This window comes from Rhodococcus sp. 008 (genome assembly GCF_001682295.1).
Lineage (GTDB): Bacteria > Actinomycetota > Actinomycetes > Mycobacteriales > Mycobacteriaceae > Rhodococcus_F > Rhodococcus_F qingshengii.
Genome location: NZ_CP012749.1, coordinates 6,350,089 through 6,375,775, shown reverse-complemented (window position 1 = coordinate 6,375,775; position 25,687 = coordinate 6,350,089). Strand labels below are relative to the sequence as shown.

The following is a 25,687-nucleotide window of genomic DNA, read 5'->3' as shown; positions in this document are numbered from 1 at the left end:
CCAGACGAAGGAGCGAAGTTTCGTGAAGAGCACCGTCGAGCAGCTCAGCCCGACGCGAGTCCGTATCAATGTTGAGGTGCCCTTCGCGGAACTCAAGTCTGATTTCGACAAGGCCTACAAGGCCCTCGCGCAGCAGATTCGTCTCCCCGGCTTCCGTCCCGGCAAGGCTCCGGCCCGCCTCCTCGAAGCGCGTGTCGGTCGCGGCGCTGTGCTCGAGCAGGTCGTCAACGACGCTCTGCCGTCGCGTTACTCCGAGGCTGTCACCAGCGCCGGCGTGAAGGCCATCGGCCAGCCCGAGATCGAGGTCACCAAGATCGAAGACGGCGAGCTCCTCGAGTTCACCGCCGAGGTCGACGTGCGCCCCGAGATCGAGCTCCCTGACTTCAGCTCCATCAACGTCGAGGTCGATCCGATCGAGATCACCGACGAAGCCATCGAAGAGCAGCTGCTTTCGCTGCGTCAGCGTTTCGGCACCCTCACCGGCGTCGACCGCGCAGTCGAGGACGGCGACTTCGTCTCCATCGATCTGTCGGCCACCGTCGACGGCGAGAACGTTGCCGAGGCAACCGCGAGCGGACTGTCGCACGAGGTCGGTTCGGGCCAGCTCATCGAGGGCCTCGACGAAGCCATCATCGGCCTCAAGGCGGGGGAGTCCAAGGACTTCACGTCGACGCTGGTCGCCGGCGAGTACGCAGGCAAGGAAGCTGTTGTCACCGTGACCGTGCAGACGGTCAAGGAGCGCGAGCTTCCGGCTGAGGACGACGAGTTCGCTCAGCTCGCCAGCGAGTTCGACACCCTGGAAGAACTGAAGGCTGACCTCCGTGAGCGCGTCGCACGCGTCCGCAAGGTCGAGCAGGCCGGTCAGATCCGCGACAAGGTTCTCGAGCAGCTGCTCGAGACCGTCGAGGTTCCGTTGCCGGAGGCTGTCGTCAAGGCTGAGGTCGACGCTGCACTGCACGACGCCGTTCACGGTCTCGATCACGACGAAGAGGCACTGAACAAGCTCCTCGAAGAGCAGGGCAGCAGCCGCGAAGAGTTCGACAAGGATGCACAGGAAGCCGCTGAGCGCTCCGTCAAGACGCAGCTCTTGCTCGACTCGATTGCCGATGCGGGCAACGTCACCGTCGGTCAGGACGAGCTCACCGAGCGCATCCTGTTCCAGGCGCAGCGTTACGGTATGGCTCCTGAGCAGTTCATCCAGCAGATCCAGCAGGCCAACCAGCTCGGCGCCGTCTTCGCAGACGTCCGTCGTGGCAAGGCTCTCGCGTCCGTCGTCGAGTCGGCCGGTGTCAAGGACACCTCCGGCGCAGTTGTCGACACCGCAGAGCTGTTCGGCAGCAGTGAGGCCGAAACCGAAGCGGACGAGTCTGATTCCGCCGAGAGCGAAGACAAGTAAAAACGCAGGCGGACGGGTGTTTTCACCACGATCGACTGCACTGAGTTTTCCGCTTTGAGCGAAGTAGGGCGGCACCGGGACTCCGGTGCCGCCCTACTTCGTTACTGTCTGTGTCAGTAGAAGTGTTTCGCATAGACGATCCACCGCACAAGTAGATCCACATAGAAGGCAGGTACCGTGACTTCCAATCACCTGGAGACTTTGCAGAGTCCCGCCATGACTTCAGCGACCGCTGGGTTGAACCTCAGCGACTCGGTGTACGAGCGCTTGCTGCGAGAGCGCATCATTTTCCTCGGTACCCAGGTCGACGACGACATCGCCAACAAGCTGTGCGCACAGATCCTGCTGCTCTCGGCCGAGGACCCGACGCGAGACATCTCGCTCTACATCAACTCGCCCGGTGGATCCGTGACCGCAGGTATGGCGATCTTCGACACGATGCAGTTCGCCGAGTGCGACATCGCCACCTTCGGCATGGGCCTTGCGGCGTCGATGGGTCAGTTCCTGCTCTCGGCAGGCACCAAGGGCAAGCGCTACGCGCTTCCTCACGCCCGCATCATGATGCACCAGCCGTCCGCCGGCATCGGTGGTTCCGCCAGTGACATCGCGATCATGGCCGAGCAGTTCAAGCACACCAAGCGCGAAATGGCCGAGCTGATTGCTCAGCACACCGGCCAGACGGTCGAGCAGATCACCGCGGACTCCGATCGTGACCGTTGGTTCACGGCGAAGGAAGCTCTCGAGTACGGCTTCGTCGACCACGTCGTCTCCCGTGCGAATCAGGCCGGCGGCACCGGCAACTGAGCCGGTACGCCCATCCTTTCGCTGCCCAATTCATACTTTGGAGAACTGATGACCAATCTTTTCGGAGCTAACTCGCTGGGCGGCCAGGCGCCGTCGGGCCCCCAATCGCGTTACATCCTGCCCCAGTTCACGGAGCAGACCAGCTACGGCGTCAAGACGTCCGACCCGTACAACAAGCTGTTCGAGGAGCGCATCATCTTCCTCGGCTCGCAGGTCGACGACGTGTCCGCCAACGACCTCATGGCGCAGTTGCTGGTTCTCGAATCGCAGGATCCGGACCGCGACATCACCATGTACATCAACTCGCCCGGTGGTTCTTTCACCGCGCTGATGGCGATCTACGACACGATGCAGTACGTCCGTGCCGACATTTCCACCGTCTGCCTCGGTCAGGCTGCTTCGGCAGCTGCCGTGCTTCTGGCCGGCGGTACGCCGGGCAAGCGCTTCGCGCTCCCCAACTCGCGCATTCTGATCCACCAGCCGGCTACGGGCGGCATCCAGGGTCAGGTTTCCGATCTGGAGATCCAGGCTGCGGAGATCGAGCGTATGCGTCGGCTCATGGAGAGCACGCTGTCGCTGCACACGGGCAAGGATCCGGAGACCATCCGCGTCGACACCGATCGCGACAAGATCCTCACGGCCGAGCAGGCCAAGGAGTACGGCATCATCGACGACGTGCTGGCTTACCGGAAGCTCAGCGCACAGAAGTAGTCGATTTCCGCCTCGTGTCGAGGATCTGTATCCCGATTCCCGACACGAGGCGGACACGTCGAGAAGTGCCTGGTGGAGCGCTCGCCAGGCTGAAATCTCGACTCTTTTCTTTTTTATCCGCAGGCGAAACGCCGAGAACAGGTCGACCCCGTTCGGGATCTGCGGGTACCGTCACTTCACGGGCTGGTTCTCGACCGGCGTTCTGCGATTGTTCGACCAGATTTGTTCGATCAGTTTGTCTGATCTGACAACTACCGAAGTACTGCGGAGCGTCTCGACCGATCGAGTGGCGGCGAGTGCACGTACATGATGGAAAGTAGGGACCTCACGAGATGGCACGCATCGGCGACGGCGGGGATCTGCTCAAGTGCTCTTTCTGCGGTAAGAGTCAGAAGCAGGTCAAAAAGCTCATTGCAGGACCCGGGGTGTACATCTGCGACGAGTGCATCGACCTCTGCAACGAGATCATCGAAGAGGAATTGGCCGAATCGAGCGAGGTCAAGCTCGACGAGCTTCCCAAGCCTGCGGAGATCCGAGAATTCCTCGAGAACTACGTCATCGGTCAGGACTCCGCCAAGCGGACGTTGGCCGTGGCCGTCTACAACCACTACAAGCGCATTCAGGCCGGCGACAAGGGCCGTGACGCGCGGGGTGAGACGGTTGAGCTCGCGAAATCCAACATCTTGATGCTCGGCCCCACCGGCTGTGGCAAGACGTATCTCGCTCAGACTCTCGCGAAGATGCTCAACGTCCCGTTCGCCATCGCTGACGCGACGGCGTTGACCGAGGCCGGTTACGTCGGTGAGGACGTCGAGAACATTCTGCTCAAGCTGATTCAGGCTGCCGACTACGACGTCAAGCGCGCCGAGACCGGAATCATCTACATCGACGAGGTCGACAAGATCGCCCGTAAGAGCGAGAACCCGTCGATCACGCGTGACGTGTCCGGCGAAGGTGTTCAGCAGGCGTTGCTGAAGATCCTCGAAGGTACGCAGGCGAGCGTCCCGCCGCAGGGTGGCCGTAAGCATCCGCACCAGGAATTCATTCAGATCGACACCACGAACGTGCTGTTCATCGTCGCGGGCGCTTTCGCAGGTCTCGAGCGGATCGTCTCCGATCGTGTCGGCAAGCGCGGTATCGGATTCGGTGCCGAGGTTCGGTCGAAGGCCGAACTGGATACGGTCGATCGTTTCGCCGAGGTCATGCCGGAGGATTTGATCAAGTTCGGTCTGATTCCGGAGTTCATCGGCCGACTGCCGATGATCGCGTCGGTGACCAACCTCGACAAGGAATCGCTCGTTCAGATCTTGTCGGAGCCCAAGAACGCTCTCGTCAAGCAGTATCGTCGCCTGTTCGACATGGACGGCGTCGAACTCGAGTTCACCGAAGAAGCGCTCGACGCTATCGCCGATCAGGCGATCTTGCGTGGAACCGGCGCTCGTGGCCTGCGCGCCATCATGGAAGAGGTTCTTCTTCCGGTGATGTACGACATCCCCAGCCGTGACGACGTCGAAAAGGTGGTCGTCACCGCGGAGACCGTCAACGACAACGTACTTCCGACCATCGTTCCGCGTAAGCCGGAACGTGGCGAGCGTCGCGACAAGACGGCGTAGAACTTCAAAACGACTGTGGCCCGGTATCTCTCGCGAGATGCCGGGCCACAGTGGTTCGTGCAACACAGTGGTTCGTGCAGGGTGTCTGTGGGGTGGTCGGCTAGATCGGGTTGCCGAGCTCCTTGAGGGGGGTGCGGAACGTCTCCTTGGCGGTGAACGCCGAGATCGCGCAGATGACGCAGGCCACCGAAGTCAGAATGGCAACGGGCATCCAGTGTGTCTTGTCGCCGCCCATGAGGGCGTTGCCGATGGCGGGGGCAAAGCCTGCGAGGGCGAAGCCGACCTGGGTGCCGATCGCAATGCCCGAGTAGCGGACCTTGGTGTTGAACATCTCGGAGTAGAACGACGGCCAGATGGCATTCGGGGCAGCGTAGAAGACGGACATCAATCCGATTGCGGCGAGGAAGATCAGGGGAACGTTGCCGCTGGCGATTGCGCCGAAGTACACGTAGATGAACACCGCGCTACCGAGGGCGCCACCGATGAACAACGGCCTGCGACCGATCCGGTCGGAGAGCATCGCCCAGGCGGGCTGACTGAGCAGGGCTACGGCGTTGGCTGCGATGGCAACCCAGAGCATGGTCGACTTCGGAATCCCCACTTCTTCGGTGGTGGCGAAAGCGAGACCGAAGACGGAGAAGATGGTCGAGACGACGGCGATGAAAGCGCAGCAGATCACGCGAATCAGATTTGCGCTGTGGGTGCGAAGAAGATCGGCAACAGGCAATTTGGCGACGGTCTTGGATTCCTGCTGCTCGGTGAACTCTTCGGGCTCTTCGAGCTTGAGACGCATGATGTATGCCGCGACCAGAACGATCAGGCTGCCCCAGAACGGGATTCGCCAGCCCCACGTGTAGAGGATGTCGTCGGGGAGCGCGGCGATGGGCAGGAATACGAGGCTGGCGAGGATGAAGCCGGCCTGGGTGCCGTTGAGGGTCCAACTGCAGAAGAACGCGCGTCGGCCTTCGGGGGCGTGTTCGAGCGTCAGTGAGCTGGCACCGCTCTGTTCACCGGCAGCGGAGATGCCCTGGGCGATTCTCATCAGGACGAGAAGGATCGGTGCAAGAACTCCGATCGAATCGGCGCTGGGAATACATCCGATGAGGAAGGTGGCTGCGCCCATCAGAATGAGCGTGAGCAGCATGATCTTCTTGCGGCCGACGCGGTCACCGAAATGGCCGAGGACTACAGCGCCGAGGGGACGCGCGACGTACGCGACACCGAAGGTGGCCAGCGAAAGTAGAGCCGCATGCCCGCTGTCCGGGAAGAACACCGTGGGGAAGATGAGCGCAGCGGCGGAGGCGTAGATGTAGAAGTCGTAGTACTCGAGCATGCTGCCGAGAAACGACGACGTTGCGGCGCGCTTGACCTTGGTCGTATCCGGCCTTGCCAAGGATCCCGCCTCGGGCCCGGACGGTGTAACCGTGCTAGCTGACATGCTCATCTCCTGGGTGGAAGCGTCGTGGAGGCTCTACATCCGCCGATTGTGTTCGTATCAAGAACGTCTGTGCGGAGAGCGATACAAGGAATGTAACCGACGCCACAGCAACTACACAAGATTATTAACCAAATAGTTCATAAAAATCTACTGGCGGTCACGCTGCTCGTCGAAACCGCAGTTCAGAGAGTTAGGAGGCCGGCTGTGCTGCGGCCGCCACCAACTGCTCCACCTGTTCCTCGGTGATCCCGAGGCCGAAGGTGGCGAGTTTTCCGAGCGGCATCGAGCCTGCGAGTGCCATCATCTCGGGGCTGACCGCCTGTGCACCGTCGCCCGCTGCGGCAGCCATGGCGGCGCCGAGAACTGCGCTGCCGACGGGATGGGCGAGCCATTCGCCGATGGTCGACATGGCGTCGAGCGTGCCGACGCCGACGTTCCCGGCCAGGGTGATCGTGTCGGTGGTTGCGATGTCCCGAGACGAGAAGCCGACGCGGATCTCGTAGTCGCCGGCCTCGATCGCCCAGTCCTTTTCCGTGACAGACCAATAGGCAAATGCCCTGCTGTCGAGCGTGATGGTCACAGTCGCGGATTCGTCGGGGTCGAGGTGGACCTTGGCGAAGCCCTTCAATTCCTGCGCGGGTCGATCGATGCTTGCCGAGGCGTCGTGGACGTAGACCTGAACGACGGTGCTGCCCGATCGGTCGCCGCTGTTGCGCACGGTGACGGTCACTTCGGCGGAGTTCTCACCGGCCTCGACGGAGGTATCGGTGATGTCGAAGGTGGTGTAGCTCAGCCCGAACCCGAACGGGTACGCCACTTCGCGCAGCGCGGAGTCGTAGTAGCGGTATCCCACGTACAGGCCTTCGCCGTAGCGGACGTGCTGCTGTGATCCCGGGAAATGCAGATACGACGGATTGTCTTGGAGGCGAAGCGGAATGGTCTCCGTCAGGCGGCCGGACGGATTCGTGATGCCGAACAGAAGATCGGCAATCGCCGAGCCGCCCGCCTGGCCGAGTAGCCAGCCCTCGAGGATTGCGGCGGCATGATCCTTCCAAGGCTCGATCGCAACCACACCGCCGTTGGCGAGCACGACGACCGTGTTCGGGTTCGCGCCGTGGACCGCTTCCAGCAGGGCGATCTGGTCAGCCGGCAGTTCGATGTCGGTTCGGTCGAATCCTTCGGATTCCGTGGCGGACGGTAGTCCGAGGAACAGCACCGCGACGTCGGCGCGGCGTGCGGCGTCGACAGCCTCGGTGACCATGTCGTCGTCCGGAGTGCCGTCGAAGGTGAAGCCCGGTGCGAAAGTGACGCGGTCGGCGCCTTCGAGGTCGAGGATCGCGTCCAAGGCATTGTCGAGCTTGGTCGGGACCACCTGTGAACTGCCGGCTCCCTGGTACCGCGGGCTGCACGCGAATTCGCCGATCACCGCGACGGTTTGCCCGCCGGGGGTCAGCGGCAGTAGTTCTCCGTCGTTGGCCAGCAAGACAGCGGACTCCGCTGCAGCGGTCCGTGCCAGTTCGTGGTGACGCTCGACGTCGTACGTGTGGCCTTCGGTGCGCGCGGCGGCGGTGCGTGCCACCAGCGTCGCCAGGCGCTCGGCGGCAGTGGCGAGCACTGATTCGTCCAGGTCGCCGCCGCGCACGGCGTCGACGATCTGGGTATCGGTTCCGGTCGGCGGCATTTCCAGGTCGAGGCCCGCGGCGAGTGCCGCCACGCGGTCGTTGACCGCTCCCCAGTCCGAAACGACGAGGCCGTCGAAGCCCCACTGTTCGCGGAGTACCTCGGTGAGCAGCCAATGGTTCTGGCTCGAGTACACACCGTTGATCTTGTTGTACGAGCACATGACCGTCGTCGGGGCCGCGGTCTTGACGGCGTATTCGAAGCCGGCCAGATAGATTTCGCGCAGCGTCCGTTCGTCGACGTCGGCACTGACTCTCATCCGGTCGTGTTCTTGGTTGTTGACAGCGAAGTGCTTGAGCGAGGTTCCGACGCCGCGAGACTGGATGCCGGTGATCAGGGCTGCCGCGACGCGGCCGGAGAGGAATGGGTCCTCGGAGACGTATTCGAAGTTCCTGCCACACAAGGGTGATCGTTTGATGTTGATGCCTGGGCCGAGGAGGACCGAGACCTGTTCGGCTTTGGCCTCGTCGCCCAGAGCCTCACCGACCTGGCGGATGAGGTCGAGGTTCCACGACGAGCCCAACCCGACCGCCGGTGGGAAACACGTCGCGGGAATGCTGTGGCCGAGTCCGAGTGCGTCGCCGCCCTCGGGTTGTTTCCGGACTCCGTGCGGACCGTCGGTAAGGAGTATCGATTCGATGCCGGCAACGGACTGGCTGTGCCAGAAATCCGAGCCGGACGTCAACGACGCCTTCTCGTCGAGTGAAAGCCCGTCTACGTAATTCTCGGTCACGTCATTCCTCCCGGTGGCAGCTGTGAGTTCCACTCACCACCGTAGGGGGATTTTTCGGACTTCGGGGTGGGTCAGGACGGCGCCTTCGAGGTCAAGAACGCAACAACCATGTCGCCGAGCATTGTTCGAAGATGCTCACGATGCGTCGAGTCGGTCAGATCGCGGTCGAAGAGCGCTTTGAAGGTGTAACGATTGGCGATACGAAAGACGCAGTAACTGCTGATCAACATGTGAATATCGAGAGCATCTACGTCGGAGCGGAATGCCCCAGACTGCTGTCCGTCGTGGAGGATCTGCGAGACCAGGTCGGCGGCGGGGGCGCCGAGGCCGCTGAGTAGCTCGGATTTCTCGATGTGCTCGCCGCGGAGCATGTTCTCGTTGGCCACGAGCCGAATGAAATTCGGGTGTTGTTCGTGGTGGTCGAAGGTGAGTTCGGCCAAGGCGCGGACCGCTGCGGTGGGGTTCAACCCCTCGAGGTCGAGTTCGCGTTCCTGCGCACGAATGACGCTGTACGCATGCTCGAGGACGGACTTGTACAGCCCTTCCTTGTCGGTGAAGTAGTAGTAGATCATGCGCTTGGTGGTGTGAGTCTTGGTTGCGATCTCGTCCACTCGGGCGCCGGCAAAGCCTTTGTCGGCAAACTCCTCGGTGGCGACGGCGATGATGTTCACCCTGGTGAGATCGCTGTTTCGGCGTCGTTTCTCCGGCTTCGACACCACGGAGTTCACTGACTGCTCGGAAACCATGTGCTCACTCTATCTGTCAGCAGTTTGTCGACTTTGCTTGTCGAGTCCGCGTCGGGGGAGTAACGTCCAGTGAACTAACTCACTAGTTCGTACATTAGTTTCGAGCGTCAACCCCGAGGTGCCCCTGATGACTTCATCTCTACCGGTCCTGGTCCTCAACGGGCCCAACTTGAATTTGTTGGGCCAGCGCCAACCGGAGTTCTACGGGAGAGACACGCTGGACGACGTAGTTTCCCGCTGTGTAGCGGCGGCCGAGAAGTTCGGGGCGATGGTCGAGGCAAGGCAGTCGAACCACGAGGGCCAACTGATCGATTGGATTCACGAGGCCAGGGGAAACGTTGCGGGCATCGTCATCAATCCCGGTGGGTACTCGCATACCTCCGTTGCGTTGCGTGACGCTCTGGTCACACTCGATGCCCCCGTCGTGGAGGTGCACATCAGCAACATCCACAGTCGCGAAGAATTCCGTCACCACTCGTATGTCTCCGGGATCGCCGACGCCGTCATCTGTGGATTGGGAATCGACGGATACAGCGCCGCAGTCGAATTCGTCTGCATCCGAGAAGGGAAGAACTGATGAGCGATTCGATGCTCTGCGGTCTGATCGGCACCGGAATCGGAGCCTCTTTGACTCCGATCATGCACGAGGAAGAAGGGCGCAGGCAGGGTCTTCCGTACGTCTACCGCATCCTCGATCTCGACGTGATGGGCATGGCGCCGTCGGACATCGGTGAACTTCTCACCTATGCACGACGTTTCGGGTTCCGCGGCCTCAACATCACTCACCCGTGCAAGCAGTTGGTGATCGAGCACCTCGACGAGCTCTCGCCCGATGCGAGCCGGCTCGGCGCGGTGAACACGGTCCTCTTCGACTCCGGCAAGGCGATCGGACACAACACCGATTGGTCGGGCTTCGGCCGAAATTTCGACGACGGACTTCCCGGAGCACAGCTCGATCGTGTCGTGCAACTCGGTGCCGGCGGAGCCGGTGCGGCGGTTGCCTATGCCGCGCTCACCCGTGGCGTCGGGACACTGACGTTGGTCGATTCGAGCCTGCCTCGCGCGCAGGAACTTGCACAAACCTTCGCGCAGCAGTTTCCGGCGCAGGTTGTCGAGGCGCGGCATACGAGCGACCTCGCCGAAGTGCTCGGCAAGGCAAACGGATTGATCCACGCGACGCCGATGGGAATGGCGGCTCATCCCGGAATGGCGTTCTCGCCAGATCTGCTTCGCCCTGATCTGTGGGTGGCCGAAATCGTCTACCGTCCACTCGAAACCGAACTGTTGCGTCAGGCAAGGTTGATCGGAGCCCCGACGCTCAGCGGAGGCGGAATGACTGTCTTCCAGGCCGTCGACGCGTTCCGGATCTTCACGGGCATCGAGCCCGACAGTAGGCGGATGCTCGCGCACATGACGGAACTTGTACACGGCGAACAGACTGCGGCAGCGCTGTGAGTGCCCCGGTCCGGACGTCGATCGCGACGGTATCGCTCAGTGGCACTCTCGAGGAGAAGCTCGACGCCATCGCTGCTGCCGGCTTCGACGGCTTCGAGGTGTTCGAGCCGGATTTTGTTGCTTCGCCGTGGTCCCCGAAGGAATTACGAACGAGGGCTGCGGATCTGGGCTTGACCCTCGATCTGTATCAGCCGTTCCGTGACTTCGACACGGTGGACGAGGCCCAATTTGCTCGGAATCTTGTTCGAGTGCAACGCAAATTCGAGCTCATGGATCAACTGGGGTGCGAGACGCTCCTGGTGTGCTCCTCGCCCCTGCCGACCGCAAGTCACGATGACGGTCAGTTGACAGAGCAATTCGGAGCTCTCGCCGAACTGGCGTCCGAGCACGGCAAGAAGGTTGCCTATGAGGCGCTCGCGTGGGGTGCCCACGTCAACACGTACGGCCATGCGTGGCAGATCGTCGAGGGCGTCGACCATCCTTCGCTCGGTACCTGTCTGGACAGCTTTCACATCCTCTCGCGCGGTGACGATCCCGCCGGAATTCGCGAGATTCCCGGCGAGAAGATCTTCTTCCTCCAGTTGGCGGACGCTCCGTTCTTGGCGATGGACATCCTCCAGTGGAGCCGGCATCACCGAAACTTCCCGGGGCAGGGCAGCTTCGATCTCAGTGCGTTCGCTCAGCATGTCTACGCCACCGGTTACGCCGGACCGTGGTCGCTCGAGATCTTCAACGACGTATTCCGCCGCGCGGACACCCAGCGGACGGCAATCGACGCTCATCGTTCGCTCCTGCATCTGGAAGAACAGGTCGCCGCCGCGAACCCTGCCGCCGGTGGACCCACGCTGTTCACCGCCCCGGAGCGCACGCCGCTCGAAGGAATCGTGTCTCTGCGAATCGCGGCGGGTCCGGCGAAACAGGACCAGGTGCACTCGATGCTCTCCCGCGTCGGTTTTCATCTTGTCGGACGGCACCACGATCACGATTTGCAGTTGTGGCGGCACGGACCGCTCACCGTTGCCGTGGATGCGACTGCGGGCACGGTGTGGACGGCGCCCGGGCTGCCTGCGGATCTACCGGTTCTCACTCAGATCGGCATCCGGGCAACCGAACCCGAGGTGTGGGGAGAGCGCGCTCTGGCTCTCGAAGTGCCGGCGACGCGCGTGCAGTTGCCGGGGTCGAGCGACGAGAACTCCGAGGTACCGGACGTCGTACGCCTGAAGGTCACCGATGCGACATCGATCGACCTTCGTGGCCCCGGCAGCGCTGCAGCGTGGGAATCGGCATTCGAGATCTACCCGCTGCCCGCCGAGCGCAATCGTGAACAGGGCGCAGTGTTCACCGGGATCGACCACGTGGCACTGGCGGTTCCGGCCGAGAGTTGGGACGGCATCATGCTGCTCCTGCGGTCCGTGTTCGAGATGCAACCACACGAGGGGCAGGACGTCACCGATTCTGTCGGCCTCATGCGAAGCCAGGCGCTCACGCTCGTTCAAGGCGGTGACGGACATACCCTGCGCATCTCGCTGAACATGGTGGAGGGAAGTCGAAGTGGGCTGCCGACGGTCCGTCGCGGCGGCGTCAGCCACGTCGCCTTCGCGTGTGAGAACATCTTCGGTGCCGCTGCGTCCATGCAGGACTGGGGATTTGCTCCGCTACCCATTTCCCCGAACTACTACGACGATCTGGACGCGCGTTTCGGACTGAATCCGGAACTGCTCGACCGGATGCGCAGCACCGGAATTCTTTACGACGCGGACGCTCACGGCGAGTTCTTCCACCTGTTCACCCCGACCGTCGGGGGAGACCTGTTCTTCGAGGTCGTGCAGCGGGTGGGTGGATACGAGGGCTACGGGGAAGTCAACTCCGCTGTGCGACTGTCGGCTCAGTTGCGTGCGAGTTCGACGTGACCTCGACTCGGTGCGGGTGCGAGTAGACGTTCATCGAATCGCCGCGGATGAAACCGGCGAGAGTCAGCCCGGACTCCTGCGCTAGTTCCACGGCCAGCGACGACGGCGCGGAGACAGCACCGAGGATCGGAATGCCGGCCATGACGGCCTTCTGGACGAGTTCGAACGACGCCCGACCGCTGACGATCAAGATCGTGTCGTAGAGGGGCACTCGGCCGTCGGTGATGGCCCAACCGATCACCTTGTCGACGGCGTTGTGACGGCCGACATCCTCGCGCAGTGCCAGGAGTTCGCCGGTGGCGGTGAACAATCCGGCCGCGTGCAGGCCACCGGTGCGCTCGAAGATCCGTTGGCTCTCCCGCAGTGTGACCGGCATGGCCGACAGGATGGTCGAGGTGACGGAAGTCGTGTCACCGACCAGCGGATGTCGCGTCGTGGTTCGGACGGCGTCGAGCGAGGTCTTGCCGCACACTCCGCACGCGGAACTGACGACGGTGTTGCGGTCGGTGGTGTGGTCGGGCAACGGCACTCCGGGAGCGAGAGCGATGTCGAGGACGTTGTACGTGTTCGCACCGGATTCGTCGACGCCGTCGCAGTAGCGGACGACGCTCACGTCGTCGCGGGTGGCGATGACACCTTCGCTGAGAAGGAATCCGTGCACGAGATCGACGTCGTTGCCGGGGGTCCGCATCGTCACTGCCAGCACCTGACCGCCAACTCTCATTTCGAGTGGTTCCTCGACGGCCAGCGTGTCGGGGCGCGTGACGACCCGATCACCCGAGATTCGAACGACCGGTGTTCGTGCGGTGACTCGTCCCATCTCAGGCGCCCGATGCTTCGAGTCGAACGGTGACGGCCTTCGACACCGGCGTGTTCGACTTGGCTGCAACGTGTTCGAGGGGAACGAGCGGATTTGTCTCGGGGTAGTACGCCGCAGCATTGCCGCGCGGGGTGTCGTAGGAGACGATGCGGAATTCCGTGACCCGACGCTCTTCGAGTGTGCCGTCGGGTGTTGTCCACTCGGACACGATGTCGACGAGATCGCCGTCACGGAATCCGAGCGCGGTGATGTCTTCGGCGTTGACGAGGATGACTTTGCGTCCGCCCTTGATGCCGCGGTATCTGTCGTCGAGGCCGTAGATCGTGGTGTTGTACTGGTCGTGGCTGCGCATCGTCTGCAGAATCAGGCGCCCACTCGGAGTGGGTATCCAGTGCAGGTCGTTCACGCCGAAGTTGGCTTTGCCGGTGTGCGTGCGGAACTCACGCGAGTCACGCGGCGGGTGGGGGAGTTGGAATCCGTCTGGCTCTCGAACGCGGGAGTTGTAGTTTTCGCAGCCTGGCACTACCCGTGAGATGGAATCGCGGATCAGATCGTAGTTGCCCTCGAAGGCCGACCAGCGGACGGAGTGATCGTTGCCGAGTAGTTCGCGGGCGAGTTGGCAGATGATGGCGACTTCGCTACGCAGGTAGGGGCTGACCGGTGTGAGGCGTCCGCGCGACAGGTGCACCATGGACATCGAATCCTCCACGGAGACAAGCTGCTTTCCGCCGGCTTGGACGTCGAGGTCGGTGCGTCCGAGGGTGGGGAGGATGATCGCGGTCTGCCCGTGGACCACGTGACTGCGGTTCAGCTTGGTGGACACCTGCACGGTGAGTTCGCATTGACGCAACGCTGTTTCAGTCGCTGCGGTGTCCGGGCTTGCCTGGATGAAGTTGCCGCCCATCGCCATGAAGAAGCTTGCCTTGCCTGCGTTCATGGCGCGGATCGCGTCGACGGTGTCCCATCCGTGCTTGCGGGGACTCGAGATCGAGAACTCGGTATCGAGCGCGGCCAGGAACTCTTCCGGCATCTTTTCCCAGATGCCCATCGTGCGGTCACCCTGGACATTGGAGTGTCCTCGCACCGGACAAACGCCGGCACCGGGTTTGCCCATCATTCCACGCATGAGCAGCAGGTTGACTGCTTCTTCGATGGTGGCGACTCCGTGTGTGTGCTGAGTGATCCCCATGGCCCAGCAGGTGACGGTTCGCTCGGATCGGGCAAGTGCGGCAGCCGTTTCCTCGAGCTGTGCCATCGACAGACCCGTTGCCTCGAGTACCGTGTCGAGATCGACCGCGCGGATGTGCTTCTCGTATTCGTCCCAACCGGCGCAGTACCGGTCGACGAAAGCGCGGTCGACGACCGTCCCGGGAGCGCGATCTTCCTGCTCGAGCAGCAGCTTCCCCACGCCTTGGAACAGCGCCATGTCGCCGCCCAGCCGGATCTGCAGGAACTCGTCCGCGATGTCGACTCCGTGCCCGATCACGCCGGACACCTTCTGTGGATCCTTGAACCTGCGCAATCCCGCCTCGGGCAGAGGATTGATGGCAATGATCTTGGCGCCGTTGCTCTTTGCCTTCTCCAGCGTCGAGAGCATTCGAGGGTGGTTGGTGCCGGGGTTCTGTCCGGCGATGAGAATGAGATCGGCGTTCTCGAGGTCGGGAACCGTCACCGAGCCTTTGCCGATGCCGATGGATTCGGTCAGTGCGCTTCCGGACGACTCGTGACACATGTTGGAACAGTCGGGCATGTTGTTGGTGCCGTAGCTGCGAATCATCAACTGGTAGAGAAACGCGGCTTCGTTGGACGTGCGACCGGAGGTGTAGAACACCGCTTCGTCCGGCGATGCGAGGCCGTTCAGATGTTCGGCGATCAGTGCGTACGCGCCGTCCCAGTCGATCGGCCGGTAATGGGTTGCTCCCGGCGTCAGGACCATCGGGTGCGTCAGTCGCCCCTGCTGTCCGAGCCAGTAGTCGGTCTTGCCTTCGAGATCGGCGATCGAGTGCTCCGCGAAGAATTCGGGTGTGACGGTGCGAAGCGTTGCTTCCTCGGCAACAGCCTTCGCTCCGTTCTCGCAGAATTCGGCGGGCTTGCGATGTCCGGGAGTCTCCGGCCACGCACACCCCGGGCAGTCGAAGCCGTGTCGCTGGTTGAGTCTGGTGAGCGTTCGGGCGGTCCGCAAGGCTCCCATCTGCTCGATTCCTCGTTGCAGCGACACCAGAACGGCCGGAACTCCGGCGGCGTAGTCCTTGGGGTGCGTGACTTCGAGATCCGATTCGTCGATGTCCTTCGAGGGGCCCTGGCGCGTCATGTCTCCATAGTGGCCCGAACGGCGCGGTACTGCCATCGAATGGACCGGTCGAACTAGCCGGAATGAAGCTTTCATCGGCTAGCCTTACCTACCGAACCAGCAGACTTTAAGGGGTAGGAACATGGATCGAACGGACGCAGGTCGGCTGACCCGGCGCGGATTTCTGATCGGCACGTCGGGAGCGTTGCTGGCATTCGCCGCAGCCTGCTCCAGTTCGAACGACGAGGACACACCTCCCAGCGGTGACTCTGCGGAATCGATCACCCACAAGTTCGGGGCTACGGAGTTGCCCAAGGATCCGCAGCGGATCGTCAGTGTCGGATACAACGATCAAGATGCGATCCTGGCGCTCGGTGGGACCTTGGTCGGAACCTTCGACTGGTACGGCGATTACCCCTACGGAGTGTGGCCCTGGGCGCAGCCGCTGCTGAACGGGGCGACTCCCGAGATCATCGGAACTGCGGGCACCACCATTCAGATGGAGAAGGTCGCTGCCACGACACCCGACCTCATTGTCGGCACCTACTCCGGGCTCACTCAGGCGCAATACGACAAACTCAGTGCCATTGCGCCGACGGTGGCGCAGCCCAAGGAGTTCGCGGATTACGGAATCCCCTGGCAGAACCAGACGACCATCATCGGCGAAGCGTTGGGGCAGCAGGGTAAGGCCACCGAGCTGATCGCCGGCGTCGACCAGAAGTTCGCCGACGTGAAGACGGCCAATCCGGCGTTTGCCGGCAAGACCGTTCTGGTCGGCGCGTTGAAGGGGCCGGGGCAGTTCGGGGTCTACGGACCGGAAGACCCGAAGGTGCGGTTCTTCACCGAACTCGGATTCGTGAATCCGCCTGTCACCGATCAGATCACGGGTAACTTCGCCGAGATCAGCACCGAGCAACTCTCGCTCGCGGACGTCGACGTACTCGTCTGGTACGCCGGTGGCGGCTACGGCGACAAGCTTCGCGCGGAGCTGGACAAGACCCCGATCTACCAGGAACTCGACGTCGTGAAGGACGGCCGCGCGATCATTCTGGAAGACGCTGCTGCCGAAGCCATGACGTGGAGCACCGTACTGAGCTTGCCGTACGCGCTCGAACAGATTCCGCCGCGGATTGCGGGCTTGCTCGTCTGATCGGTTCAAGGACAGCGCTGTTCAAAGTCCAGTGATTCGGACAGTCGGCGGTACTCTCGCCTCATGGGTGTACACGTACGGCCGGCTGTCCGATCCGATATTCCGGCACTGTCGGCAGTGTTGGCCGAGGCGTTCGAAGATGATCCCTTGATGGCGTGGATGTTGCCGGACGAGGCCACCAGGGCTGATCGCCTGACGAAACTGTTTGCCGCAGAAGCTCGTTACCACCACCTCGCCGGGGGCGGCGTCGAGGTGGCCACCGACGACAACGGCCTGATCGGCGGGGCAACTCTGTGGGATCCGCCGGGGCGGTGGAAGCAGTCGTGGATTTCCGGGCTCGTGAGCCTGCCCGCAATGGTGCGTGTCTTCGGCAGGGGGCTTCGACACGCGGCCGAGGTCAGCTCCGTTCTCGAAGGAGCACACCCGAATTCGCCGCACTGGTATCTCGCGACCGTCGGGACCGGCAGCGCGGCGCGCGGTGGGGGATACGGCAAAGCGCTGCTGAACTCTCGGTTGGAGCGTTGTGACCGTGAACATGTCGACGCTTACCTCGAGAGCAGCAAGGAATCGAACATCCCGTACTACAACCGCTTCGGTTTCGAAGTGACCCGTGACATCGTCATGCCAGGCGGCGGGCCGACGATCTACGCAATGATGCGTCAACCGCGGGGCGCGTGATACGAACTAGTGGTGACCCAGATTCCCGAGCTCCACGCAGGCACACCGTTCGACGAACTCGACGACTACATCGCTCTGGCCAGGTTGTCCGGCCTGGTGTTGTCACCTGACGGCTCGCTGCTGATCTGCGCGCGCGCCGTTCTCGACGACAAGAGCGCCGAATACGTGTCCTCGTTGTGGGAGATCGACCCGGAAGGCCGGCGTCCTGCGCGTCGGTTGACCTGGGGTTCGACCAGCGAGTCCGGTGCTGCCTTCGCGTTCGACGGCGACGTGCTCTTCACTGCCACGCGAGCCGTGCCGGGCGAGAGTGATCCGCAACCAGCACTCTGGCGCCTACCAGCGGCGGGCGGAGAAGCTCAGCTGCTGATCTCGCGTCCCGGTGGTGTCTCGTCGGTATCAGCGGCGAAGGCGGCGCCGACGTTCGTGGCCCAGACGTCGGTCATGGCTTCGGCGATCAGCCTCGACCAGGACGATCAGGTGCGATCGGCGCGCAAGGACAAGAAAGTCACGGCGATGCTGCACACCGGTTATCCGGTGCGCCACTGGGACCACGACCTGGGCCCCGATCATCCGCATCTGGTTGTGGCCGAGACGGATTCGAAGGAATCCGTCGAGTTGCGGGACATCACACCGACGGCAGGCGCAGCGCTGCGGGAGACGTCGACCACGATTTCCGACGACGGTCTCTTCGTCGTGACCACGTGGACTGTCGGCGATGCGAGTGCCGCCCGCCGATCGACGTTGGTTCGGATCGACACGGTGACCGGTGACCGAGTCACGCTTGTCGACGAGGCCGACGCGGACGTCTACAACCCGGTGCTCTCGCCGGACGGAACCAAGCTCGCGTTCATCCGGGAGACACTCACCACACCGGAGTCCGCACCACGAATGACTCTGCAGCTCTACGACTTCGGATCCGGTGCCGTGACCGGCGTCGCCGACGGCTGGGATCGCTGGCCTACCTCACTTGCCTGGCTACCCGACGGATCCGGGCTGGTCGTCACCGCTGACGACGGCGGCCGCGGTCCGATCTTCACCATCGACCTGTGGGGCCAACCAGTGCGCCTGACAGCCGACGACGCGGCGTACACCGACGTTCGAGTGGCGCCGGACGGTGAGTCGATCTACGCGTTGCGAGCCTCGTACGAAGCGCCCCCGCACGTGGTGCGGGTCGATCTGCGATCAGGTGAGATCACCGCACTTCGTGGGCCCGACACTTTGCCGGAGCTGCCGGGAACATTGACCGAGATCACCGCGCGTGCCGAGGACGGTTCGACGGTGCGTAGCTGGTTGGCGCTGCCGACGGGCGCCGCGCCGCATGCACCGGTGCCATTGCTTCTCTGGGTCCACGGCGGCCCACTCGGTTCGTGGAACACCTGGTCCTGGCGGTGGAATCCGTGGCTGCTCGTCGCCAAGGGCTATGCAGTACTGCTACCAGATCCCGCGCTCTCGACCGGATACGGCCAGGACTTCGTCCAGCGGGGGTGGGGTCAGTGGGGCAAGGCGCCCTTCACCGATCTGATGGCGATCACCGATGCTGCTGTCGCCCAGCCCGAGATCGACCCCAAGCGAACCGGCGCGATGGGTGGTTCGTTCGGTGGTTACATGGCCAACTGGATTGCCGGACATACCAACCGTTTCGACGCCATCGTCACCCACGCGAGTCTGTGGGCACTCGATCAATTCGGCCCGACGACGGACGCTGCCTGGTACTGGCAGCGCGAGATGTCGCCTGAGATGGCCGTCGAGAATTCGCCGCATCTGTACGTCGCGGACATCACGACTCCGATGCTGGTCATCCATGGCGACAAGGACTACCGGGTTCCGATCGGTGAGGGCTTGCGACTCTGGTACGAACTGCTTGCCGAGTCAGGTCTGCCCGCCGACGACGACGGGAAAACGGACCATCGCTTCCTCTACTTCCCCGACGAGAATCATTGGGTGCTCAAGCCGCAGCACACCAAGATCTGGTACGAGGTGGTCACCGCGTTCCTCTCCGAGCACGTTCTCGGCGAAGATGTCGCGCTACCGGAGATTCTGGGCTGAACCCGCGCGTGCCTCGTTCGGATGAAACACCGAACGAGGCACGAGCGTCTTCGCGTGGATCCGGACCGGAATCAGGCGCCGGGGCAACGAACGGTGTACGACCACTCGGTGTGGTCAGGGCCCGTGACGCGAACCAGAACGGACGACGCCCCACCGGCGGGCACGTTGACGACAGCTGAACCAGTTCCCTCGTTGATGTTGTCGCCGATGTATCCGGTGCTGTGGATCAACCGACCTTCGTAGTACACCTCGATCAGGTCCGGGACGTTTTCGGTCTCGTAGCCGAGCACGAACGAGGTCGGGCCACCGCGGCCGAGTTCGTGCTTGGTGCTGGTGATTCCTGCGCCGCCCGAGACGGTCGAGGCGTCGCAGCGCTGCGTGGGCGCAAACGATCCGCCGCCGCCGCTGCCGCTGGCCAGGCCACTGAGAATGTCCCTGACGTTGCCACTGGCCAGGCCGTTGACGATGTCCGTCGCGCTGGTCGAGCCGGCGTTCAGGCCGCCGAGGACGTCGTTGAGGTTCCCGGTGGCGATCCCGCCGACGATGTCACCCACGCTGCCGCTGGCGATGCCGTTTGCGATGTCGTTCCCGATATCGCCGACGCTTCCGTTGATCGTGGCGCTGCCACTGTCGATGCTTCCTTGCACACTTTCTTCGATGCCGGGGGCAGCGGACGCAGTCGCCGGAAGCACGAGGGCAACCGCCGCTCCGATCGTCGCGGCCGCCGCCAAGGTTCGAACGCCGGGACGGCGAGAACTCCAGTTGTTCAACATATTTGCTCCACGGGTAGTTGGTCGGTCGTCCTTCAGAGCGATCCTGTCAGCCGAGCGGATCGGTGAATATCGTTTGTTCGGCTGACCCCGGACCGCGGGGCAGTCGTTCGTGTGCGCCGCGGCGGCCGACGGGCGAATTCGTTCACGACGGGGGAGTCATTAGGATCAAGTGGTGACCAGTGCAGCTCCAGAGAACCCCCAGACCCCCGCCGACGCCCTACCCAAGAGCTGGGACCCCAGCGCGGTAGAGGCCGATCTGTATCAAGGCTGGGTAGACGCCGGGTACTTCCAGGCCGACGCGACCAGCGACAAGCCCGGCTACTCCATCGTGCTGCCGCCCCCGAACGTCACCGGCAGCCTGCACATGGGCCATGCCCTGGATCACACCCTCATGGACGTGCTCAGCCGTCGCAAGCGGATGCAGGGCTACGAGGTGCTGTGGCTGCCAGGCATGGACCACGCCGGTATCGCCACGCAGTCCGTCGTCGAGAAGCAACTCGCTGCCGACGGAAAGACCAAGGAAGATTTCGGCCGCGAGCTGTTCATCGACAAGGTCTGGGACTGGAAGCGCGAATCCGGTGGAACCATCGGTGGCCAGATGCGGCGCATCGGTGACGGCGTCGACTGGAGTCGTGATCGTTTCACGATGGACGAGGGCCTCTCCCGCGCCGTCCAGACCGTCTTCAAGCGCATGTTCGACGAGGGCCTGATCTACCGCGCCGAGCGTCTCGTGAACTGGTCGCCGGTGCTGCAGACCGCGATCTCCGACATCGAGGTGAAGTTCGAGGACGTCGAGGGTGAGCTGGTTTCCCTGCGCTACGGCTCGCTCGACGACAACGAGCCGCACGTCATCGTCGCGACCACTCGCGTCGAGACGATGCTCGGTGACACCGCAGTAGCGGTCCATCCCGAGGACGAGCGCTACAAGCACCTCATCGGCACCACTCTCGATCATCCGTTCACCGGGCGTCAGATCCCGATCATCGCCGACGACTACGTCGACCCCGAGTTCGGAACCGGCGCTGTGAAGATCACGCCGGCTCACGATCCCAACGACTTCGAGATGGGCCTGCGGCACAACCTGCCGATGCCCACAATCATGGACAAGACCGGCAAGATTGCCGACACCGGAACCGAATTCGACGGAATGGACCGCTTCGAGGCTCGCGTCAAGGTTCGCGAAGCTCTCGCCGAGCAGGGACGCGTCGTCGCCGAGAAGCGCCCGTACCTGCACAGCGTCGGGCACTCCGAGCGCAGTGGCGAGGCCATCGAGCCTCGTCTCTCGTTGCAGTGGTGGGTCAAGGTCGAGACGCTCGCCAAGGCTGCGGGTGACGCGGTTCGCAACGGGGACACCGTCATTCACCCGGCGAGCCAGGAGCCACGCTGGTTCGACTGGGTCGACAACATGCATGACTGGTGCATTTCCCGTCAACTCTGGTGGGGTCACCGCATTCCGGTCTGGTACGGCCCCGAGGGTGAAGTTGCGTGCTTCGGTCCTGACGAAACGGCGCCGGAAGGCTGGGTCCAGGATCCCGACGTCCTCGATACCTGGTTCTCCTCCGGACTGTGGCCCTTCTCGACGATGGGCTGGCCGGACAACACGCCCGAACTCGAAAAGTTCTATCCCACCAGTGTTCTCGTCACCGGCTACGACATCCTGTTCTTCTGGGTCGCCCGCATGATGATGTTCGGCACTTACGTGTCCGAGGACGAGTCGATCACCGCCGGTCCGGGTAAGTCCGGCGCGCAGATGCCGTTCAAGGACGTGTTCCTGCACGGACTGGTCCGCGATCAGTACGGCAAGAAGATGTCGAAGTCTCGCGGCAACGGTATCGACCCACTCGACTGGGTCGATCGTTTCGGCGCCGACGCCCTGCGATTCACACTTGCACGCGGCGCCAACCCGGGCAGCGACCTGTCCGTCGGTGAGGATTCGGCGCAGTCCTCGCGCAACTTCGCGACCAAGTTGTTCAACGCGACCAAGTTCGCTCTGATGAACGGCGCTGCTCCCGCGCCGCTGCCCGCTCGAAGCGAACTGACCGACGCCGATCGTTGGATCCTCGACCGTCTCGACACGGTCCAGGCCGAGGCGGACGCCGCATTCGATCGCTACGAGTTCAGCAAGGCGTGCGAAGGCCTGTTCCACTTCGCGTGGGACGAGGTCTGTGACTGGTACCTCGAACTCGCCAAGGTGCAGTTCGCCGCCGACGAGGCCGTCGCCGCGAACACCCGCGCCGTGCTCGGCAACGTTCTCGATGCACTGCTCCGCCTCCTGCACCCGGTCATTCCGTTCGTGACCGAAACCCTGTGGAAGGTGCTCACCGGCGGCGAGTCCGTGGTCGTCGCCGAATGGCCCGTGTTGTCCGGTGAGGCAGTCGACGCCCAGGCCGCAACCAGGATCGAAGACACGCAGAAGCTGATCACCGAGGTGCGACGATTCCGAAACGATCAGGGACTCAAGCCTTCCCAGAAGGTCCCGGCTCGTGCGTCCGGGCTCTCGGAGGCCGGCATGGACGGCCAGTTCGCCTACGTGGCGGCGCTGGCCAAGCTGACCGAACCCGAAGAGGGATTCACCGCGTCGATCTCCGTCGAGGTGCGCCTGAGCCAGGGCACCGTCACTGTCGACATCGACACCTCGGGCACCATCGACCTCGGCGCGGAGAAGAAGCGGCTCGAAAAGGACCTCGCGGCAGCGCAGAAGGAGCTCGTCACCGCTGACAACAAGCTGGCGAACGAGGCCTTCCTGGCGAAGGCGCCCGACGCCGTCGTCGACAAGATCAAGACACGTCGCCAGATCGCCGTCGAAGAGATCGAGCGCATCACGGGACGTCTGAAGGAGTTGGCCGACAAGTGAGTTCGTACGAGCCGTCCCAATTCGACGCTCAGAGTTCGGTTCCGACTCCGGTCGACATCGCCGAACTGGCGCTGGTGGAAGCAGAACTCGACAAGCGTTGGCCCGAGACCAAGATCGAGCCGTCACTGACTCGTATCGAGGCGCTCATGGATGTCCTGGGCTCGCCTCAGCGCAACTATCCGTCGGTGCACGTCACGGGAACCAACGGTAAGACGTCGGTGACGCGCATGATCGATTCGTTGATGACTGCTCTGCATCGTCGCACCGGGCGAACCACCAGCCCTCATCTGCAGATCGCGACCGAGCGGATCAGCATCGACGGTCATCCGATCTCGCCGCGGCTCTACGTGGACACGTTCCGCGAGATCGAGCCGTACGTGCAGATGATCGACGCACAGTCGGAGGAAGCCGGGGGACCGGCGATGAGCAAGTTCGAAGTGCTCACCGCCATGGCCTATGCGGCCTTCGCGGAGGCGCCGGTCGACGTCGCCGTGGTCGAGGTCGGCCTCGGCGGACGCTGGGACGCCACCAACGTGATCGACGGGCAGGTTGCGGTGATCACCCCGATCAGCCTCGATCACGCCGAGTACTTGGGCACCGACCTGGCCGGGATCGCGGAGGAGAAGGCCGGGATCATCAAGAAGGGCCGCGAGGACCTGGTTCCGGTGGACACCGTCGCGATCATCGCCGAGCAGACTCCCGAAGTCATGGAGGTATTGCTGCGGCGTGCTGTCGAGGTGGAGGCCGCGGTCGCTCGTGAAGGCTCGGAGTTCAAGGTGCTTGCTCGCCAGATCGCGGTGGGCGGACAGCAGCTCGAACTTCAAGGCTTGAGCGGTGTGTACACCGACATCTTCCTCCCCCTTCACGGTGAGCATCAGGCGCGCAACGCCGCGCTCGCGCTCGCTGCCGTAGAAGCGTTCTTCGGTGCCGGTCCGGATCGACAACTGGATCAGGATGCAATCCGCAACGGGTTCGCCTCGGTCGTCAATCCCGGTCGCCTCGAACGTGTTCGGAGTGCGCCGACGGTCTTTCTCGACGCCGCCCACAATCCAGACGGTGCTCGCGCTCTCGCGGCCGCACTGGCCGCCGAGTTCGACTTCCGCAAGCTCGTGGGAGTGGTCAGCGTCATGGCGGACAAGGACGTCGACGCCATCTTGACTGCATTCGAATCCGTCTTCGACGAGATCGTCGTCACCCACAACGGGTCACCCCGGGCGATGGACGTCGAAGAACTGGCGAACATCGCCGTCGCGAAGTTCGGCGACGAGCGCGTCGTCGTTGCGCCGGTGCTTGCCGACGCCTTGGAAGTCGCGATCGAAATCGCCGAGCAGGTCGCCGAACCCGGTGAGGCCGTATCAGGGGCGGGTGTGGTGGTGACGGGATCCGTCGTGACCGCAGGCGCCGCCCGCACGCTGTTCGGAAAGGACCCCGCATGAGTACCCCGTCAGATGCCAATCCCGAGTCCGGAGACCACGAGCCCGGAGACACTGCCGGCGAATTCGGGCCGCCGACCAAGGACCCGTGGAAAAGCTTCCGCGGAGTGATGGCCGGAACCCTGATCCTCGAGGCGATCGTCGTGCTGCTGGCTTTGCCGGTTGTCGCGGTCGTCGGCGGAGGCCTCACCGCGGCCTCCGCGGGATTCATCATCGGGTTGGCGGTACTGATGATTCTGGGTGCGGGCATCCAGGGCAAGCCGTGGGCGATGGGGTTCAACGTCGCGCTGCAGGTGATCCTTCTGTTCGGTTTCTTCGTCCACCCGTCGATCGCCGGTGTGGCGATCACCTTCGGGATCGTCTGGGGATACCTCGTCTACCTGCAGAGAGACATCAAGCGCCGGATGGACAAGGGCCTGCTTCCCGGTCAGCGGGACTGACCATTTAGGCTGTCCGCTGTGACTGAGCGCACCCTCGTACTGATCAAGCCCGACGCCGTTGCCCGTGGATACGTAGGAGAAATCCTCAGCCGTATCGAGCGCAAAGGCCTGACAATTGCAGCACTCGACCTCCGCGTAGCTTCCGAAGAGGTGGCTGGTAGCCACTACGCAGAACACGCCGAGCGTCCGTTCTACCCGAGCTTGTTGGAGTTCATCACCTCCGGTCCGCTGGTGGCCGCAGTGCTCGAAGGCCCCCGAGCCATCGCTGCTTTCCGTCAGTTGGCCGGCGGAACCGACCCGGTCGACAAGGCTCTTCCGGGTACGATCCGCGGCGACTTCGGACTCGAAGCGCAGCAGAACCTCGTTCACGGCAGCGACTCCGTGGAGTCGGCAGAGCGTGAAATCGCTCTGTGGTTCCCCGCGCTGTCGTCCATCTGAATCTCCGATCAGGCCTCTGGCCCACATGAACGGGCCTTCGGCCCACATCTCCACAGCGAATTCTCGGCACGTATCCCACATCGGTGCGCCCTTTGCAGTTGCAGGCGCGTTGGTGTGGGATACTGCTTTCAGTTGAACCGCAATTTGTTTTACGCACGTTCAACCGGATGACACCTAGGTTCGATGCCCTTTCATCGCTGCTCCAGGTCAACAGGAAATCCCTGGACCTCTGCACGCTGGATGATCAGGCGCTCGCGCCCAGGACAACGGCCATCCAGC

20 protein-coding genes are annotated in these 25,687 nt (G+C 63.1%); 14 read left to right on the top strand and 6 right to left on the bottom strand.

Features of this window, described 5'->3' with window-relative positions:
- The first annotated feature begins 22 nt into the window (after window positions 1-22).
- The 4 genes from tig to clpX all read left to right on the top strand — a co-directional run bounded on the left by tig (window position 23) and on the right by clpX (window position 4,524).
- The gene (gene tig, locus AOT96_RS29425) at window positions 23-1,396 is read left to right on the top strand and encodes a trigger factor (RefSeq protein ID WP_007730958.1); all 1,374 of its coding nucleotides are present in this window, start codon (window positions 23-25) and stop codon (window positions 1,394-1,396) included.
- A gap of 216 nt (window positions 1,397-1,612) precedes the next feature.
- A complete protein-coding gene (locus AOT96_RS29420; RefSeq protein WP_007730960.1) occupies window positions 1,613-2,200 on the top strand; it encodes an ATP-dependent Clp protease proteolytic subunit in 588 nt (195 codons plus the stop codon).
- Between the two features lie 48 nt (window positions 2,201-2,248).
- On the top strand, window positions 2,249-2,911 hold the full coding sequence (locus AOT96_RS29415; RefSeq protein ID WP_003944539.1) for an ATP-dependent Clp protease proteolytic subunit: 663 nt from the start codon (window positions 2,249-2,251) through the stop codon (window positions 2,909-2,911).
- Window positions 2,912-3,243: 332 nt separating this feature from the next.
- Window positions 3,244-4,524 (top strand): ATP-dependent Clp protease ATP-binding subunit ClpX, encoded by a 1,281-nt coding sequence (gene clpX / locus AOT96_RS29410; RefSeq protein WP_003944582.1) that lies wholly within the window; start codon window positions 3,244-3,246, stop codon window positions 4,522-4,524.
- 100 nt (window positions 4,525-4,624) lie between these two features.
- Here clpX and AOT96_RS29405 read toward each other — a convergent pair whose 3' ends face one another.
- The 3 genes from AOT96_RS29405 to AOT96_RS29395 form a co-directional block, all read right to left on the bottom strand.
- Complete coding sequence (locus AOT96_RS29405; RefSeq protein ID WP_003944496.1) at window positions 4,625-5,962, bottom strand: MFS transporter; 1,338 nt, start codon at window positions 5,960-5,962, stop codon at window positions 4,625-4,627.
- Window positions 5,963-6,152: 190 nt separating this feature from the next.
- Complete coding sequence (locus AOT96_RS29400) at window positions 6,153-8,375, bottom strand: glycoside hydrolase family 3 C-terminal domain-containing protein (protein ID WP_065352973.1); 2,223 nt, start codon at window positions 8,373-8,375, stop codon at window positions 6,153-6,155.
- A gap of 71 nt (window positions 8,376-8,446) precedes the next feature.
- Window positions 8,447-9,121: a TetR family transcriptional regulator gene (locus AOT96_RS29395; protein WP_019749082.1), complete on the bottom strand. Its 675-nt coding sequence runs from the start codon at window positions 9,119-9,121 to the stop codon at window positions 8,447-8,449.
- Between the two features lie 127 nt (window positions 9,122-9,248).
- Between AOT96_RS29395 and aroQ the strand changes: the two genes are divergently transcribed.
- Genes aroQ through AOT96_RS29380 form a run of 3 tightly spaced genes read left to right on the top strand, consistent with a single transcriptional unit; the run spans window position 9,249 to window position 12,486 of the window.
- Window positions 9,249-9,698, top strand: a complete 450-nt coding sequence (gene aroQ / locus AOT96_RS29390) for a type II 3-dehydroquinate dehydratase (RefSeq protein WP_065352687.1) — start codon at window positions 9,249-9,251, stop codon at window positions 9,696-9,698.
- Window positions 9,698-10,576, top strand: coding sequence for a shikimate dehydrogenase (locus tag AOT96_RS29385; RefSeq protein WP_065352686.1), 879 nt, complete (start codon window positions 9,698-9,700; stop codon window positions 10,574-10,576). The genes aroQ and AOT96_RS29385 overlap by 1 nt, the downstream gene beginning before the upstream one ends.
- Entirely contained in the window at window positions 10,573-12,486 is a 1,914-nt protein-coding gene (locus tag AOT96_RS29380) for a sugar phosphate isomerase/epimerase and 4-hydroxyphenylpyruvate domain-containing protein (protein WP_065352685.1), read from the top strand. The genes AOT96_RS29385 and AOT96_RS29380 overlap by 4 nt, the downstream gene beginning before the upstream one ends.
- On the opposite strand, the gene fdhD is transcribed toward AOT96_RS29380, so the two are convergent.
- Together fdhD and AOT96_RS29370 are read right to left on the bottom strand one after the other, a co-directional pair.
- Window positions 12,437-13,306, bottom strand: coding sequence for a formate dehydrogenase accessory sulfurtransferase FdhD (gene fdhD / locus AOT96_RS29375; protein WP_003944453.1), 870 nt, complete (start codon window positions 13,304-13,306; stop codon window positions 12,437-12,439). The two genes, AOT96_RS29380 and fdhD, sit on opposite strands and share 50 nt — an antisense overlap.
- Before the next feature lies 1 nt (window position 13,307).
- Window positions 13,308-15,617 (bottom strand): FdhF/YdeP family oxidoreductase, encoded by a 2,310-nt coding sequence (locus tag AOT96_RS29370; protein WP_197523622.1) that lies wholly within the window; start codon window positions 15,615-15,617, stop codon window positions 13,308-13,310.
- A 121-nt stretch (window positions 15,618-15,738) separates the two neighbouring features.
- On the opposite strand from AOT96_RS29370, the gene AOT96_RS29365 reads away from it, so the two are divergent.
- The 3 genes from AOT96_RS29365 (at window position 15,739) to AOT96_RS29355 (ending at window position 19,470) form a co-directional block, all read left to right on the top strand.
- Window positions 15,739-16,746 carry an iron-siderophore ABC transporter substrate-binding protein gene (locus AOT96_RS29365; protein WP_030536639.1) on the top strand — a complete coding sequence of 336 codons (1,008 nt, stop codon included), beginning with the start codon at window positions 15,739-15,741 and terminating at the stop codon, window positions 16,744-16,746.
- A gap of 63 nt (window positions 16,747-16,809) precedes the next feature.
- Window positions 16,810-17,424, top strand: coding sequence for a GNAT family N-acetyltransferase (locus AOT96_RS29360; RefSeq protein ID WP_030536638.1), 615 nt, complete (start codon window positions 16,810-16,812; stop codon window positions 17,422-17,424).
- 12 nt (window positions 17,425-17,436) lie between these two features.
- The gene (locus tag AOT96_RS29355) at window positions 17,437-19,470 is read left to right on the top strand and encodes a S9 family peptidase (RefSeq protein ID WP_030536637.1); all 2,034 of its coding nucleotides are present in this window, start codon (window positions 17,437-17,439) and stop codon (window positions 19,468-19,470) included.
- A 71-nt stretch (window positions 19,471-19,541) separates the two neighbouring features.
- On the opposite strand, the gene AOT96_RS29350 is transcribed toward AOT96_RS29355, so the two are convergent.
- Window positions 19,542-20,243 carry a hypothetical protein gene (locus AOT96_RS29350; protein ID WP_019749074.1) on the bottom strand — a complete coding sequence of 234 codons (702 nt, stop codon included), beginning with the start codon at window positions 20,241-20,243 and terminating at the stop codon, window positions 19,542-19,544.
- A 172-nt stretch (window positions 20,244-20,415) separates the two neighbouring features.
- Between AOT96_RS29350 and AOT96_RS29345 the strand changes: the two genes are divergently transcribed.
- The 4 genes from AOT96_RS29345 to ndk are packed head-to-tail and all read left to right on the top strand — an operon-like array spanning window position 20,416 to window position 25,408.
- Window positions 20,416-23,097 carry a valine--tRNA ligase gene (locus AOT96_RS29345; RefSeq protein ID WP_064074827.1) on the top strand — a complete coding sequence of 894 codons (2,682 nt, stop codon included), beginning with the start codon at window positions 20,416-20,418 and terminating at the stop codon, window positions 23,095-23,097.
- The gene (gene folC / locus AOT96_RS29340) at window positions 23,094-24,533 is read left to right on the top strand and encodes a bifunctional tetrahydrofolate synthase/dihydrofolate synthase (protein WP_065352683.1); all 1,440 of its coding nucleotides are present in this window, start codon (window positions 23,094-23,096) and stop codon (window positions 24,531-24,533) included. The genes AOT96_RS29345 and folC overlap by 4 nt, the downstream gene beginning before the upstream one ends.
- Window positions 24,530-24,970, top strand: a complete 441-nt coding sequence (locus AOT96_RS29335) for a DUF4233 domain-containing protein (RefSeq protein WP_003944448.1) — start codon at window positions 24,530-24,532, stop codon at window positions 24,968-24,970. Before folC ends, AOT96_RS29335 begins: the two co-directional genes overlap by 4 nt.
- An 18-nt stretch (window positions 24,971-24,988) precedes the next feature.
- Window positions 24,989-25,408, top strand: a complete 420-nt coding sequence (gene ndk / locus AOT96_RS29330; protein WP_003944527.1) for a nucleoside-diphosphate kinase — start codon at window positions 24,989-24,991, stop codon at window positions 25,406-25,408.
- Window positions 25,409-25,687 lie beyond the last annotated feature (279 nt).

Excerpts from the sequence above, each read along its gene's own strand:
- fdhD (WP_003944453.1), bottom strand. The coding sequence starts at position 13,306 with ATGGGACGAGTCACCGCACGAACACCGGTCGTTCGAATCTCGGGTGAT.
- AOT96_RS29370 (WP_197523622.1), bottom strand. The coding sequence starts at position 15,617 with ATGACGCGCCAGGGCCCCTCGAAGGACATCGACGAATCGGATCTCGAA.
- AOT96_RS29365 (WP_030536639.1), top strand. The coding sequence starts at position 15,739 with ATGGATCGAACGGACGCAGGTCGGCTGACCCGGCGCGGATTTCTGATC.
- AOT96_RS29395 (WP_019749082.1), bottom strand. The coding sequence starts at position 9,121 with ATGGTTTCCGAGCAGTCAGTGAACTCCGTGGTGTCGAAGCCGGAGAAA.
- AOT96_RS29350 (WP_019749074.1), bottom strand. The coding sequence starts at position 20,243 with ATGTTGAACAACTGGAGTTCTCGCCGTCCCGGCGTTCGAACCTTGGCG.
- AOT96_RS29405 (WP_003944496.1), bottom strand. The coding sequence starts at position 5,962 with ATGTCAGCTAGCACGGTTACACCGTCCGGGCCCGAGGCGGGATCCTTG.
- clpX (WP_003944582.1), top strand. The coding sequence starts at position 3,244 with ATGGCACGCATCGGCGACGGCGGGGATCTGCTCAAGTGCTCTTTCTGC.
- AOT96_RS29415 (WP_003944539.1), top strand. The coding sequence starts at position 2,249 with ATGACCAATCTTTTCGGAGCTAACTCGCTGGGCGGCCAGGCGCCGTCG.
- aroQ (WP_065352687.1), top strand. The coding sequence starts at position 9,249 with ATGACTTCATCTCTACCGGTCCTGGTCCTCAACGGGCCCAACTTGAAT.
- AOT96_RS29360 (WP_030536638.1), top strand. The coding sequence starts at position 16,810 with ATGGGTGTACACGTACGGCCGGCTGTCCGATCCGATATTCCGGCACTG.
- AOT96_RS29335 (WP_003944448.1), top strand. The coding sequence starts at position 24,530 with ATGAGTACCCCGTCAGATGCCAATCCCGAGTCCGGAGACCACGAGCCC.
- AOT96_RS29420 (WP_007730960.1), top strand. The coding sequence starts at position 1,613 with ATGACTTCAGCGACCGCTGGGTTGAACCTCAGCGACTCGGTGTACGAG.
- AOT96_RS29385 (WP_065352686.1), top strand. The coding sequence starts at position 9,698 with ATGAGCGATTCGATGCTCTGCGGTCTGATCGGCACCGGAATCGGAGCC.